Origin of the sequence: Sphingomonas sp. 179-I 2A4 NHS (genome assembly GCF_045369135.1) — a bacterium.
Taxonomy (GTDB): Bacteria; Pseudomonadota; Alphaproteobacteria; order Sphingomonadales; family Sphingomonadaceae; genus Sphingomonas.
Genome location: NZ_JBIQFL010000025.1, coordinates 1 through 12,450 on the forward strand (window position 1 = coordinate 1; position 12,450 = coordinate 12,450).

The 12,450-nt window shown below is 65.2% G+C and carries 16 protein-coding genes, 1 pseudogene and 1 other annotated feature; of the genes and pseudogenes, 7 read left to right on the plus strand and 10 right to left on the minus strand.

Annotated elements, in window-relative coordinates; genetic code table 11:
- A partial coding sequence (locus ACH0CP_RS18545) for a transposase (protein ID WP_406893936.1) occupies positions 1–364 on the plus strand: 364 nt, incomplete at its 5' end.
- 246 nt (positions 365–610) lie between these two features.
- Here the strand turns inward: ACH0CP_RS18545 and ACH0CP_RS18550 are convergent.
- Both ACH0CP_RS18550 and ACH0CP_RS18555 read right to left on the minus strand, forming a co-directional pair.
- Entirely contained in the window at positions 611–1,054 is a 444-nt protein-coding gene (locus ACH0CP_RS18550) for a globin domain-containing protein (RefSeq protein WP_406890065.1), read from the minus strand.
- 178 nt (positions 1,055–1,232) lie between these two features.
- Positions 1,233–1,568 carry a hypothetical protein gene (locus ACH0CP_RS18555; RefSeq protein ID WP_406890067.1) on the minus strand — a complete coding sequence of 112 codons (336 nt, stop codon included), beginning with the start codon at positions 1,566–1,568 and terminating at the stop codon, positions 1,233–1,235.
- A gap of 101 nt (positions 1,569–1,669) precedes the next feature.
- On the opposite strand from ACH0CP_RS18555, the gene ACH0CP_RS18560 reads away from it, so the two are divergent.
- Positions 1,670–2,901 (plus strand): IS3 family transposase gene (locus ACH0CP_RS18560; protein ID WP_406890069.1). Its coding sequence is split into 2 segments (ribosomal slippage): positions 1,670–1,967 and positions 1,967–2,901, totalling 1,233 coding nucleotides; the frame shifts between segments, so codons are not numbered across the junction.
- Positions 1,954–2,070: a sequence feature (AL1L pseudoknot), on the plus strand. Its footprint overlaps the gene before it by 117 nt.
- A gap of 36 nt (positions 2,902–2,937) precedes the next feature.
- Here the strand turns inward: ACH0CP_RS18560 and ACH0CP_RS18565 are convergent.
- The 8 genes from ACH0CP_RS18565 to traA form a co-directional block, all read right to left on the minus strand.
- On the minus strand, positions 2,938–3,486 hold the full coding sequence (locus tag ACH0CP_RS18565) for an HWE histidine kinase domain-containing protein (protein WP_406890071.1): 549 nt from the start codon (positions 3,484–3,486) through the stop codon (positions 2,938–2,940).
- Between the two features lie 349 nt (positions 3,487–3,835).
- Positions 3,836–4,078 carry a hypothetical protein gene (locus ACH0CP_RS18570; RefSeq protein WP_406890073.1) on the minus strand — a complete coding sequence of 81 codons (243 nt, stop codon included), beginning with the start codon at positions 4,076–4,078 and terminating at the stop codon, positions 3,836–3,838.
- 39 nt (positions 4,079–4,117) lie between these two features.
- Positions 4,118–4,846: a Crp/Fnr family transcriptional regulator gene (locus ACH0CP_RS18575; protein WP_406890075.1), complete on the minus strand. Its 729-nt coding sequence runs from the start codon at positions 4,844–4,846 to the stop codon at positions 4,118–4,120.
- A gap of 43 nt (positions 4,847–4,889) precedes the next feature.
- Positions 4,890–5,048, minus strand: a complete 159-nt coding sequence (locus ACH0CP_RS18580) for a hypothetical protein (protein WP_406890077.1) — start codon at positions 5,046–5,048, stop codon at positions 4,890–4,892.
- Between the two features lie 164 nt (positions 5,049–5,212).
- Entirely contained in the window at positions 5,213–5,443 is a 231-nt protein-coding gene (locus tag ACH0CP_RS18585) for a hypothetical protein (RefSeq protein WP_406890079.1), read from the minus strand.
- Between the two features lie 140 nt (positions 5,444–5,583).
- Positions 5,584–6,333, minus strand: coding sequence for a Crp/Fnr family transcriptional regulator (locus tag ACH0CP_RS18590; RefSeq protein WP_406890081.1), 750 nt, complete (start codon positions 6,331–6,333; stop codon positions 5,584–5,586).
- A 192-nt stretch (positions 6,334–6,525) separates the two neighbouring features.
- Positions 6,526–7,227 (minus strand): DUF6118 family protein, encoded by a 702-nt coding sequence (locus ACH0CP_RS18595; protein ID WP_406890083.1) that lies wholly within the window; start codon positions 7,225–7,227, stop codon positions 6,526–6,528.
- A gap of 34 nt (positions 7,228–7,261) precedes the next feature.
- Entirely contained in the window at positions 7,262–10,177 is a 2,916-nt protein-coding gene (gene traA, locus ACH0CP_RS18600; RefSeq protein WP_406890085.1) for a Ti-type conjugative transfer relaxase TraA, read from the minus strand.
- A gap of 168 nt (positions 10,178–10,345) precedes the next feature.
- On the opposite strand from traA, the gene ACH0CP_RS18605 reads away from it, so the two are divergent.
- The 5 genes and pseudogenes from ACH0CP_RS18605 to ACH0CP_RS18625 all read left to right on the plus strand — a co-directional run bounded on the left by ACH0CP_RS18605 (position 10,346) and on the right by ACH0CP_RS18625 (position 12,400).
- Positions 10,346–10,669 (plus strand): conjugal transfer protein TraD, encoded by a 324-nt coding sequence (locus ACH0CP_RS18605; protein WP_406890087.1) that lies wholly within the window; start codon positions 10,346–10,348, stop codon positions 10,667–10,669.
- 19 nt (positions 10,670–10,688) lie between these two features.
- Entirely contained in the window at positions 10,689–10,931 is a 243-nt protein-coding gene (locus ACH0CP_RS18610) for a conjugal transfer protein TraD (RefSeq protein WP_406890089.1), read from the plus strand.
- Complete coding sequence (locus ACH0CP_RS18615; protein WP_406890091.1) at positions 10,912–11,196, plus strand: hypothetical protein; 285 nt, start codon at positions 10,912–10,914, stop codon at positions 11,194–11,196. Before ACH0CP_RS18610 ends, ACH0CP_RS18615 begins: the two co-directional genes overlap by 20 nt.
- Positions 11,196–11,645, plus strand: a pseudogene (locus tag ACH0CP_RS18620) (type IV secretory system conjugative DNA transfer family protein); the annotation flags it as partial. The gene ACH0CP_RS18615 and the pseudogene ACH0CP_RS18620, both read left to right, overlap by 1 nt.
- A gap of 35 nt (positions 11,646–11,680) precedes the next feature.
- The gene (locus tag ACH0CP_RS18625; RefSeq protein ID WP_406893937.1) at positions 11,681–12,400 is read left to right on the plus strand and encodes a type IV secretory system conjugative DNA transfer family protein; all 720 of its coding nucleotides are present in this window, start codon (positions 11,681–11,683) and stop codon (positions 12,398–12,400) included.
- The last annotated feature ends 50 nt before the right edge of the window (positions 12,401–12,450 follow it).

The window sequence follows — 12,450 nt, forward strand, 5'->3', positions numbered from 1 at the left end:
TCAATACCATGTTTTATATAGGAAATATAATGGTCAGGACAGCGAAATCAGCGCCTTACTTGGGAAATGTGGGCTGAGATGGACGCAGGAACGGCCTGTCGAGTGGCACTACATCGCACCGGGCAAGCCGCAGCAGAACGGCTACGTCGAGAGCTTCAACGGCCGCCTGCGCGACGAATGCCTCAACGAGACGCTGTTCGTGTCGCTCGGCCATGCCCGCTCGGTGCTGCGGCTCTGGCGCGACGACTACAACCATGTGCGGCCGCATAGTGGTGTTGGCGGGCTGACGCCCGCCGATGCTGCCAGGCGGGTTGTGCAACACCGCCCCGAGGGGCACCATACCAACCCCGGACTCCAGTTATAACTGGTAGAGCTTTGGGGAGCACGTCACTCGGCGGTCGTGCCGCCCTGGCCCAGCATGATCTCAACCTCGCGCAGCTTCCCGATGATCTCCTCGGGCTTGTGCTTCTTGGCAGGCATTCGTCGTCCCTTCCTTGGTCCAGACTGTCATAGTCGATGGACCACTCAGAAGGGGGCAGCTCAGTCTGTCGATAAGGCTCCAGGCTTCAGGGAAGCTCGCCAGCGCTCTCCAATGGCACGCCTTCCGCTGTCACGCCTCCTCGGCGTAGAGGGTGGTTTCACGTGCCTTCAGAACGTCGGCAAGGAACCAGTACGCCTCGCCCCATGCATTCAGCACGGTATCATCAACCGCGTCTCCAAGGACGTCTTTGATCGCCGGTAGCAGAGCGTTCGCGACGGCGGGATAATGCTCTGGTTTGATGTGTGTCGCGACGTGGCGCGCAGCGATGCGCTCAATGGCCGGCTTCAATGCGTCGAGCTTATCGACGTTCTGTGCGAAGGCGAGGATAGCGGCCGCAAGCCGTTTGGGCTGCTCACCAGATTCTTGAGCCGCCATATCGAACAGAGCTTTGATTTCAGGATCGACGAACAGCCGTTCGTACATGTGCGTCGTGATCTCCACGCCATGCTTCTGGAGCGCCGGAGCTGTCGATTTGATGATAGCGATGGTTTCTGGCGATAGAGGCTCTGACATACAATCTCCTAAGTACGGTCATATGATGCCCTTGGCATCTCACTTAGCGCATATAAAAACCCACCGGTTGTGACACCAACGATTGTCTCAAGTTGGTGGAAACCGCGAAGCCGTCCTTACGCTGCTTTAGCCGGAGCGTCATGTCCGCTAATGGCGCCTCCTGCCGTGCCCTACTCTCTCAGCAAGCAAGCCTCTCGCGATTGAGGCGAAGGGTGGCCGTTAGGCCTCCATTGGACCAGTCATAGTCGATCGAGCCCCCCAGTTGCTGCGAGACGCTGCGTTCCACGAGCTTGCTTCCGAACCCGGCCCGGTCTGGTGTCGATGTAATCGGCGGGCCGCCTTGCTCCATCCATATCACCGTGATCTCGTCACCGCTCGATGTGCTGGAGACATCGAGCGTACCCGCCTCCGCTGACAGGGCGCCATATTTAAGGGAATTCGTCGCCAGTTCATGGATGATCAGAGCCAGGCTCGTCGCGGCGGCTTCTCCCACGCCCATGCGTTCAACCGCCACGCGTATCCGCCCGCTGAACGCGCCCAGGTCGTCATAGGGAGCCAGGAGCACTGAACCGCCCCGGGTTTGTCGGAGGCTCCAACTCTTGAGAAGGTGGAGCCATGACGAGCAAGACGACGAACAAGTTTGCGCCCGAAGTCCGCGAGCGAGCGGTGCGGATGGTTTTCGATCACGAGCGGGATCACCCGTCCAGGTGGGCCACCGTGGTATCGATTGCCGAGAAGATCGGCTGCGTTCCGCAGACGCTGCATGAGTGGGTGAAGAAGGCCGAGGTCGACAGCGGCAAGCGCGGCGGTGTCCCGACCGAGGTGGCCGACAAGGTGAAGGCGCTGGAACGCGAGGTCCGTGAGCTGCGACAGGCCAACGAGATACTGCGCAAGGCATCGGCATATTTCGCGCAGGCGGAGCTCGACCGCCCGTTCCGGCGATGATCGCTTTCATTGACGATCACCGCGATGCCTATGGGGTCGAGCCGATCTGCCGTGTCCTGCCGATCGCCCCATCCACCTACTACGAGCACGTCGCGCAGCGACAGGATCCATCGCGTCTGTCAGCACGGGCGCGTGAGGATTTGATCCTCAAGTCCGAGATCGCTCGCGTCTTCGCGGAGAACTTTGCGGTCTACGGCGTGCGGAAGGTATGGCGGCAGATGATGCGGGAGGGCTTCGTGATCGCCCGTTGCACCGTCGAACGGCTGATGCATGAGATGGGCTTGGCAGGCGTGATCCGGGGCAAGCCGGTGCGTACGACCATCAGCGACAAGGCGGCACCGTGCCCGCGCGATCACGTCAACCGCCAGTTCTTTGCGCCAGCGCCGAACAGGCTTTGGGTGTCGGACTTCACCTATGTCACGACCTGGGCAGGGTTCGTCTACGTCGCCTTTGTCATCGATACCTACGCCAGACGGATCGTAGGCTGGCGCGCCAGCAGGACGGCGCACGCCAGCTTCGTCCTGGATGCTCTCGAACAGGCGCTCCACGATCGCCGTCCGACCCATCGGGGTGGCCTGATCCATCATAGCGACCGCGGGTCGCAATACGTGTCCATCAAGTACACCGAGCGCCTTGCCGAGGCCGGCATCGAGCCATCGGTCGGCAGTGTCGGCGACAGCTACGACAACGCTTTGGCCGAAACGATCAACGGTCTCTACAAAGCCGAGGTGATCCACCGGCGCGGACCCTGGCGCAGCTTCGAAGCCGTCGAGTACGCCACGCTCGAATGGGTCGATTGGTTCAACCACCGTCGGCTGCTGGAGCCCATCGGCAACATCCCGCCCGCCGAAGCCGAAGATCAATATTATGCTGCCGCGGACAACATCGATATGGCAGCATGACTCACAACCCAAGGCCTCCGGCAGACCCGGGGCGGTTCACACGGCGAGCAGGTCTCCCAGGAGCGCTGCTTGACCCTGCCCTCCCGGCAACGGCCGCACCAGGTCGTGCGCCCGCCCCAAGGCCGCGAGACGCTGCGACAGCTCGCGCGCCATGTCTGCGGTCGTTTCGGTAAACCGGGACGTGATCTCGGCAAGCCCTGCCGCGATCGCCAGCAGGTTCTTGACCCGGTGGCTCATCTCACCGGCAAGCAGCTCATGCCCTTCCTCGGCCTGCTTGCGTCCTGTCACATCAAGGAAGATGCCGAACATCGTTCTGCCCACGATGCCCACGTCCTGACCCTGGCCTCGGGCGGAGATCCATCTGACTTCGGCGTCGATCATGATACGAAAGTCGGTTTCGTATGGGCCGAGCACCGCCCGGGTAGCAGCGAAGCCAGCTCGCACGCGGTCGCGGTCCGCGGGATGGATGCGCTCCGACAATTCCTCGAAGGTGACGCTCTCGTTCCAAGAGATACCCCACAGCTCGAACCCTCGCTCGTCCATCGTGAACCGGTCGTCATCGACGTTCCATGCCCAGAGCGACACGCCAGCGGCTTCAACGGCCAGTTGGAGGTTCTCCGGTTGCCAAACGTGCGGCGTTGAGGGCTTTGATGACACGTTTGCGAATCTCCTTGCAGAGCGTGGCCGCTGCAATCGGCAATCATCAGCTTAAAGCCTTCAGCGCGCACAGCAGTTTTATCCTGTGTTGCTCCATCCGGGCCACTGACGAGCCAAGTCGTCTGATGGAGTCATGGATACGCGCGTCCTGCCGGCCTGCTGCGTCGTGGGTGCCTAGGACATCATATTGGGTGAGAAGGACTTCGTAGGCGATGATGAATTACTCAAGTCTCGCGATCCGTTCTCCGTACCAATCGGCTGATAATCGGCGCGCCACTTACCTGATCGACAATTTGGGCCTGTGATGGGCCTTTGCTTCACCAGACACTGATTCCTCGGCCCGCTCACCTCGATCCTCGGTGCCAGGTCCCGAGCGCAACCGCAGCTCGCGGGCCTGTGCTTCATACTCGATCGCCAGAAGCCGGTGGGCGGATGCGGCCTCCGCGGATTTGGCGGAGGCCTCGGCCTCGGCCTCCTCACGGGCTCGTCGCTCGTAATATGCGAGATTATCCTTGGTCATGAACTTTCTCCGTCAAAGCGGCGACGGACGGCACACCCGTCACTCGTGATTGACTGGCGGGATATGCAGGTAAGCCGGGTCGAACTCGCCGGCGGCACGAAGCCTGGACACGTTCGGGATGGTGATGGTGCAGTTCCCGGTCACAATCAGCCCCTCGGTCCGCAGCTGCTGTATCGTGCGGTTGACGTGGACGGACGTAAGCCCGAGCACATCGGCAAGCTGCTCCTGGGTCACTGGCAGGCCAAAGCTGCTCTCGTCACCTTCCGAACCTTCGAGGCGGACACTCAGTTCGCACAATAGATGCGCGAGCCGCTGCCGGGCCGAAAGGCGGCCGATACAGAGCGTCCATTGGCTGACGATCGCGTTTTCGGTGAACGCCAGGAGCGCGAACGTCCGCACGATCCCTGCGTGCTGGGCGGCAAGCGCCAGCGCCCGTTCACGCGGGATTGCCAGCACCTTCGCCGCCGTGAGAGCGCGCACCCCGTAGCCGGAACGACCGAACGCCAGCACGTCGAGATTGACGGTATCGCCGGGCACCAACAGTGCCGAAATCTGGCGAGCACCGTCGCGGGTGGTCAGGTAGCGGCACGCCCACCCGTCCACGATGACGTGGAGACGATCGGCCGCCTCACCCTCGCGCATGAGGTCCTGACCGGTGCTGACTGAGCGGGAGGTCAGCGCTGCACCTTCCAGCGCCTGCCGCTCCTCGCGCGAAAGGAGGGGTGACGCGCCGATCCGCGTGCCCGCAAGCGACACACGCGAAGACATGGGAGCAGCCGTCGAAGCGGGCGATTGCAGGCCTTCATGCATCTCAGGTCTGCCCGGTCGGCTCGGTCGATGCGATGCGCTCAAGATAGGCTTCGGCAAGCTGGGAGTGGGCCGCAACCACCTGAGGGCTGCGTGCTTGCTGTGCCTGCTCAAGCTCGGTTTCGGCGCGGCGGCGATAATAGCTCAGGTCGTCATCGGACATGATCGCTCTCCGTTCGGACACAGAGGCGAAGGTCCGTGTCCTCCAACCACATGCGCCCCGGAGGCATTTGGCATGTGACGGAGCTAACCTAGATCATGCGGGGCTGGTTCCGCCTTGCACTGGAACAGTTTTCGAAAAGAAATGCGCGACTGAGCGATTTTCTCTCATTCGGGCCGCAGCGCTATCTTCCAGGCTTTGAATTTCTGGCTCAGCTTCGTGAAGTGGCGATCAGCGCCCGCCGGCGCGAACAGAACGTCTCCGGTGGTGAAGTCCACTTCCTGGCCGTCGCTCTCGACCACGCCCGAACCGGCCATGACGATATAAAGCATGTCGCGCCCCGCTTGACCGGCCTCGAACGGAACGCCGCTCTCGGGCACGACGATCTCGGCCGACATGTCATTATGGGTGAGGACTTTGGGTGCCTCCGGGAGTTCCCCCATGCGAAGCCGATATGCCTGGGCTGTCAGGTTACAGATGCCGGTGCTGGAAGCCATATCCACGTCATTGGTCCGATCCGGCTGAAGACTTGCTGAATTTAAGGAGATGGTGCGATCAGATCGCCCACTCTGTCCATAACGGCCGGGTCACCGGATTCGGTGCGCTCCAGATGCAAATAGTTCGCGTTGAACTGTCCCACGTCCCTCAACCTCGCGGGATCGGTGACCTTGAGCGTTCGACTGCGCAACTCGATCAGCCCGTCCTCCCGAAAACGCTGGAGGATGCGGTTGACGTGGCTTGGGGTGAGCCCCGTGGCATCGGCAAGATCGATCTGCGTTAGCGGGAAGTCGAACGAATGGTCGGTCGCCTCGCCGACTACCCGGTAACGGACCAGCATCTCGTAAAGCAGATGCGCCAGTCTTTCGGTCGCATCGCGGCGTCCATGACCGACAATACGCTCACGCAACACGCCAAGGTCGGTCAACGTGCCCCACCACAGCGCCTCCGATAGCGCCGACACCTCCCGCAGCAGCTTCTTCATGTCGTCGGCGTGGATCATGGCCGTCGTGCTCGGCACGATGGTGCCGATCGCATGGTCCACTTTCTTCAGGATGAAGGCTTCGGCGTCGCATAAGTCGCCGGGAATAAGAAATGCCATGATCTGGCGCTCGCCATCGGGCAACATCGTATAGCGACAGGCAAACCCCGTCAGCAGGACGTGGCAGTAGTCCGAGTGCACGCCCTCGGGAATAATGTCCTCGCGCGCCGCATGGGTTTGCTGCCTGCCGGCAATCAGCACGTCCAGCCTTTGCCGCTCCTCAGCGCTGAACCGGGTGAACTGCTCCATCTTCGTTGCCCAAGGATTATTCACCCATCACTCCGTCAAGACCGGACAAGACTGTTCAACGATCGGACCTGCTTCGGTCAACCGAGCGCGGCCGCGCGCACCTGAGACGTTCGCAACTATTTCGTGGCAGTTACGGCCGCACAAGAACGACGTGGCGGGCGGGAAGTCATTCCCTACTCAGGTTCGCCGCGCTTATTGACGCTCCTCCGGCACGACGTTGACCGTGCATCGCACCGTCTCGCGATCCCGATCCGCCCGTTTTCGGCACGCCTCCAGCGCCTCACGATTGGCGGCAACGATCCGGTCGCCTGCCGCCAGGGCCGCGAACGCGCTGGGCGAGGCGACCTGCATCATGCGCTGCCCGCCTTCCCAAATCGGCAAGTCGAGCGAACGCGCCGCCATCTTCTCCGGCCATTGCCAGCTCGCGGGCACGGCGCGCGCAACGATGCCAGCAAACACCGCCCACAGGATCATGCCGAACACCACCCCGGCGATCGCAGTCCACATCAGCCAGCGGTTTTGCTCGTCGCCGCGCCGCGCCGATGCGGTGACGCCCTGAAGCACCCGGGTCGCGTCCTTCAACTCTGCGGCTGCGGTCGCGATCGTCCGCCGGTCCTCGGCGCGGGCGTCGGCACCCGCCGCCACGATCCGGTCAACGACATGCCGCGGAGTGGCTCCGTCCCTGGCCGCCGCCACCAGCGCGTCGGCGCGCTGCAAGGTGGCGTCGATCTTCTGCACCATGCCCGCCAGCGTCTCGCTGTAGTCGGGCTGCTCGGGCACCTCGGCGCGCTCGACCGCCATCCGCTCGACCGCGCGGCGTAGCAACGCCAGCTCGCCCTCTACCCGCGCGAAGGCTTCCTGGGCTGTCTCGGGTTCGTGCTCGTCCTCACTCATCCTGTCTCCCCGTCGTCCCCGAAAGCACGATCGCCTACCGGCTCAATCCCCGGTCGCGCTCGCGGCCGGGTCCGATCGATGCTGCCAGCGCGTCGCCGATCGCCCGGTCCTTCTCCAGTTTCAGCTCCAGCTCGGGCGCACGACGACGCAACGCGGATTCAAGCTGCGGGTCGCGCCCGATCGCGCCGGCGACCTTCGCCATGTTGCCGCGCAACCGCTCCGCGCCGGCGCGGTCACCTGCCCGCTCCAGGGCGGCACGATCGCGCTGCATCGTCTTCCATGCCTCAACAAAGCGACCCGCGCGCGCCTCCGGGTCGAGCCGCACGCGCTGCTCCTCGGCCATCGCGCGCGCCGCACCGCCGATGTTGCCGCCAGCGGCCTGCTCGATGAGCCTGGGATCGCGCCGGAGCGCGGAAGCGAGGTCGCGCGCGGCATGGGGTCGATTGGCGTCCAGCACCTCGCCGGCCTTGCGCAACGCGCTCTCCTGATGCGGCAGCACCGGCAGGCCCTTGGCGCGCATCCGGCCTATATCGGTGGTGGCGCGTGCATAGCGTTCGATCGCCTTGGCTTGGTCGGGCTTGCCACCGATCGCGGGCTCCCGTTCGGGCGTGGACGCCTTCTCCGGCGCCGGCCTGGGCCGGAAGCCGTCGAACATGCCGCGCGCCTTGTCACGCACCTTGGCGGCGATCTCCCGCGCGCGCTCGGGCCAGCGTATCTCGCGCCGCTCGGCGAAGGCCTCGCGCCGGTCCTGGTCGGACGGCGCCGAATAGTCGCCAGCCATGTCCTTGGCGCGGTCACGCGACAGGGTGCGGGCGAGCTGGTGCTGATCGGAGAAGTCGTCGCGACCATAGTGAAGCGACACACCGTCCCGATGCCGCGACAGCGCGACATAGGCGCCGTGCCGGTCCATCCCCGGCGTCGCCAGCACATGCGCGCGATCGACCGTCACGCCCTGCGATTTGTGGATGGTCGCGGCATAGCCGTGATCGACATGAGCATAGTCCTTGAGGTCGAACGCAACGCGGTTACCGCCATCGAGGCGCACCGCCATTCGGCCCTCGCTGACCTGCTCCAGCGTGCCGAGCGTCCCGTTCTTCACCCCCATGCTGCGCTCGTTGCGCAGGAACATGATCCGGTCGCCTGCCGCGAAGTCGCGCCGGCCCCGATCGACGGTGACGCTGGTGTCGGTGCCCAGCTCGCCGGTCGCACGCATCCGCCCGCGCGCCTCCTGGTTCAGCTCGCGCACCTCGGCGTTGGTATGGGTGAGGATGATGCGGGTCTTGTCGGGATCGGCCTGGCGCTGCCGGTCCCAGCCATCGACCAGCCCGGCCCGCGCCGCCTCGCGCGTGTCGGAGGCCTGCACCATGCCGCGGCTCTCATAGGCGTGCAGTGCCTCGGCCGTGCGGCCTGTCGCCAGCGCGCGCGTCGCATCCTTCTGCCAGTCGTCACGCTGCCGGCGAACCTCAGTGATCTCGGCCGCACCGTGCCGCTCTGCGATCGACCGGAACGCCGCGCCGGCTTCGATCGCCTGAAGCTGCTCTGGGTCGCCAACCAGCACCACCTTGGCGCCAGCATCCCGGGCATGGGACAGCACCCGCTCCATCTGGCGGGTGCCGATCATGCCCGCTTCGTCCACCACCAGCACGTCGCGGGGCGTGAGCTGGCCGCGGCCCTGCCCCCATGCATGTTCAAGACTGGCGATGGTGCGGGACTGGATTCCCGATCCGCCCTCCAGGTTCTCGGCCGCGATGCCAGACAAGGCCGCGCCCCGCACGGTGTAGCCGGCGCGCTCCCATCCATCGCGCGCCACGCTCAGCATGGCCGATTTGCCCGTGCCCGCATAACCTACGATAGCAGCAAGATCGCCGTGCCCGGTTACGTGCCTCAGCGCGGCTTCCTGCTCTCCCCCGAGCACGAGCCCTTCACTCCCGGCGGCGGTGATCGCCCCCCCGAGCGCCGCTGCCGGGAGACCATGCTCGCGACGGCTCGCCAGCTCGTCGCCCGCCCGCTCAAGCCGCGCCTCCGTCGCGATCATGTCGCGAGACGTGAAGCGGTCCTGATCCCGCCCGTCCTTACCCAGCGCCACCAGCTCGGGACTGGCACGCACCGCCGCCATCACCTGGTCGAACTGATCCTTGCCGTCGCTGTGCCGGTGAACGAACATCGCCAGGTCGCGGGTGGTGAAGGTGGCTTGGCTGCGCGTGATGCCGTCCAGCGCGATGCGCGGATCGGCCGCGATCTTCTCACCGTTCTCCCGCGCGATCCGCCGGTGATCGTCGGCGCGCTCGGCATCCTCGCCGCGGTCGAGGCGGCGCATCCCTGCCGGCCCAATCTTGTGCTGCGGCTCAAGCTCCATGCCCTGGTCGGCATAGGAGCGATGGTCGATCCGCCCCTCCAGCCCCAGCTCGGCCATGCGTTCGTTGACATGGGCCGCCCACGCCTCGCGCCAGCCCTTCAGATGCTCGGCGCTATTCCAGTCGCGGTTCTTCTTCCCGAAACCATCCGGTCCCACCTCGCGCATCGACAGCATGACGTGCGCGTGCGGCTTGGGGCTGCCGTCCTTCGCATGATCCCAATGCACGTTGAGGTCGGCGACCATCCCGCGCTTCACGAACTGCTCTTCCACGAAATCGCGGGCGAGGCTTACGCCCTGCTTCTCATTCATCTCGCGCGGGATCGAGAACTCCACTTCGCGGGCGAGCTGCGCGTCCTTGCGCTTCTCTCCTGCCTCCACCTCGTTCCACAGCGTCGTGCGATCCGACAAACGCTCCGGTGCGCCTTTCGGCAACAGCACCTCGGAGTGGATGACGCCAGCCTTGTTCGAGAAGTCGTGATTACGCCCAAGCCGCTCATCGTGCAGCTCGGATGCAGAGCGATATGCGGCGGACGCGATGGCGCTGGAGCCGTTCGCACGGCTGATGACCTTCGCGCTGAAATGGTAGATCGCCATCGCGCTCTGCAATCTGCCTTACTTAGCGCACGTCGGCAACGACGTATAAGCGCGCACTCATAATCCGCTTCGCTTCTCCTGATTGACTGTCCCGCGCTTCACTTGTGGGTTGCCTGTCCCACCCGGTTTGCTAGGCTGCGGTGATCCTGAGGCGGAGGAGAAAGCACCATGCGAAAGGTGCGCGACTATGACGCGGAACTGAAGGCCCTTGAGGAGCGCGCGCGCACGATCAAGGCGCGCCGTGTCGAACAACTCGGCCAGCTTGTCACCGCCACCGGCGCCGATGCGCTCGACATGGAAACGCTCGCCGGCGCGCTGCTTGATGCAGTCGCCTCCAAGGACGCGGAAGCGAAGGAGGCGTGGCGTGCGAAGGGCGCCGCGTTCTTTCAGCGGCGCTCGCGCAAAGCTAGCCGGACTGCTGGCGGCAACAGCGACAGCGCAGCGGCGGAACCGGGCGCTGATCCAGCGTCTGGAAGCGGCGCGGCGTCGTAGCGATACGCGAGGCTGGGTCGTGCAACGCCGTGAACGCACCCGCCACCTGATCGAGCTGGGCGGCCTCGTCCAGAAGGCCGGCCTGGTCGAACTCGCCGATGACGATCGCGCGACCATTTATGGCGCGCTGCTGGAGATGGTCGGCCGCGCTCGCGGCGACGATGCCGACGACACGCTCGCGCTCTGGAAGCGGCGCGGCAGACGCGCGTTCGACGCGGAAAGCGAAGCGACGGAGAAAGGCGATGGCGCTACTGGATATTGAGGCGATCCGCAGGCAAGTCCGCGCGCTGGATTTCGTGCGCGGCACGCCGGCCGAAGTTGCCATGTGGCGCGACGATGATGCGGACTCGCGCGCCAACCTCGCCATCGAAGGCATGGCGCTGGAGACGGACGAGCACCTGCTGTTCGACATGCTGCGCGACGAGGCCGTGCCCCCTGCCCTCGCTACTCAGATCATCCTCAAGCTGCTCGACCATCCCGACGCCGATGCGGCGCTGGCGATCACCCCACTGGAACGGGTCAGCTGATGGCGGGGCCGCTCATCGGTGGGCGTCGGCCGATCAGCTGGCGGCTCGCGATCGTCGTCGCGTTCGTCGCCGCCTATGCGACGGCGCGGTGGCTGGAAGGCATCTTCGGCGTCGGGCAGATTTCCGGCACGGTGTCGTTCCTCGTCCTGGTCGGACTGATCGGCGCGACCTGGTGGATCAACAGCCGTGGGGCCAACCGCAGGAACGAGCTGCTGGGCTCGGCCCGCTTCGGCGACCGCGCCGACGTGCGCAAGCTGGAAGCGAACGGGGATCTCCTGATCGGCCGCGGCAAGGAGTCCGGCAAGCTGCTCCACTATGACGGCGCGGCGCACCTGTTGACGATCGCACCCACCCGATCTGGCAAGGGCGTCGGCACGATCATCCCCAACCTGCTGATGCTCGACCCCTCGGTGGTCTGCATCGACCCCAAGGGCGAGAATGCCCGCGCCACGGCTCGTGCGAGGGCGAGGAAGGGCCTTGTGTGGTGCCTGGACCCTTCGGGGTCTCAGGGCGCCCGGCAGCCCGCTACAACCCCCTCGCGCAGCTCGACCCGACAAGCCCGGACCTCGCGGAAGATGCGCAGACGATCGCCGACGCGCTGGTACATGACGCGCCGGGGCAGAGCGGCGAGGCGCATTGGAACGAGGAAGCCAAGGCGCTGATCGCCGGCGTGATCCTGCACACCGTCGTCCACGAGCCCCCTGCCCGCGCCACGCTCGCCACCGTGCGCGACAAACTCACCCGCGATCCCGCCGCCTTCGCCGCGCTGCTGGCGGCGATGCAGGCCAGCACCGGCGCGCATGGCCTGATCGCGCGCGCCGCTAACCGCCACCTCGGCAAGTCCGATCGCGAGGCCGCGGGCGTGTTGTCGTCAGCGCAGCGCCACACCCACTTTCTCGACAGCCCGCGCCTGGTCGAAAGCACGTCCGCGGCCGATTTCAGCTTCGCGGACCTGAAGGAGCGGCCCGGCACCGTGTTCCTGTGCCTCCCGCCCGACCGGCTCGATACATATGCGCGGTGGCTTCGGCTGCTGGTCGCGCAGGCCGTCACCGACATGGCCCGCTCCCCTACCCGGCCCGAACGCCCGGTGCTGTTCCTGCTCGATGAGTTCGCCGCGCTCGGCCGATTGGAGCCGGTAGAGCGCGCGATGGGGCTGATGGCGGGTTACGGCCTTCAGGAGGGCATAGCGTGGATGGTACGCTAAACAACGCTAAGGGCGAACAATCAGCGAACGCTTAGGCGGCGCGGCTATCC

Coding starts and splice junctions, on each gene's coding strand:
- ACH0CP_RS18590 (WP_406890081.1), bottom strand. CDS start 6,333: ATGGAGCAGTTCACCCGGTTCAGCGCTGAGGAGCGGCAAAGGCTGGAC.
- traA (WP_406890085.1), bottom strand. CDS start 10,177: ATGGCGATCTACCATTTCAGCGCGAAGGTCATCAGCCGTGCGAACGGC.
- ACH0CP_RS18580 (WP_406890077.1), bottom strand. CDS start 5,048: ATGTCCGATGACGACCTGAGCTATTATCGCCGCCGCGCCGAAACCGAG.
- ACH0CP_RS18575 (WP_406890075.1), bottom strand. CDS start 4,846: ATGTCTTCGCGTGTGTCGCTTGCGGGCACGCGGATCGGCGCGTCACCC.
- ACH0CP_RS18585 (WP_406890079.1), bottom strand. CDS start 5,443: ATGTCGGCCGAGATCGTCGTGCCCGAGAGCGGCGTTCCGTTCGAGGCC.
- ACH0CP_RS18595 (WP_406890083.1), bottom strand. CDS start 7,227: ATGAGTGAGGACGAGCACGAACCCGAGACAGCCCAGGAAGCCTTCGCG.
- ACH0CP_RS18550 (WP_406890065.1), bottom strand. CDS start 1,054: ATGTCAGAGCCTCTATCGCCAGAAACCATCGCTATCATCAAATCGACA.
- ACH0CP_RS18615 (WP_406890091.1), top strand. CDS start 10,912: ATGGCGCTACTGGATATTGAGGCGATCCGCAGGCAAGTCCGCGCGCTG.
- ACH0CP_RS18605 (WP_406890087.1), top strand. CDS start 10,346: ATGCGAAAGGTGCGCGACTATGACGCGGAACTGAAGGCCCTTGAGGAG.
- ACH0CP_RS18570 (WP_406890073.1), bottom strand. CDS start 4,078: ATGACCAAGGATAATCTCGCATATTACGAGCGACGAGCCCGTGAGGAG.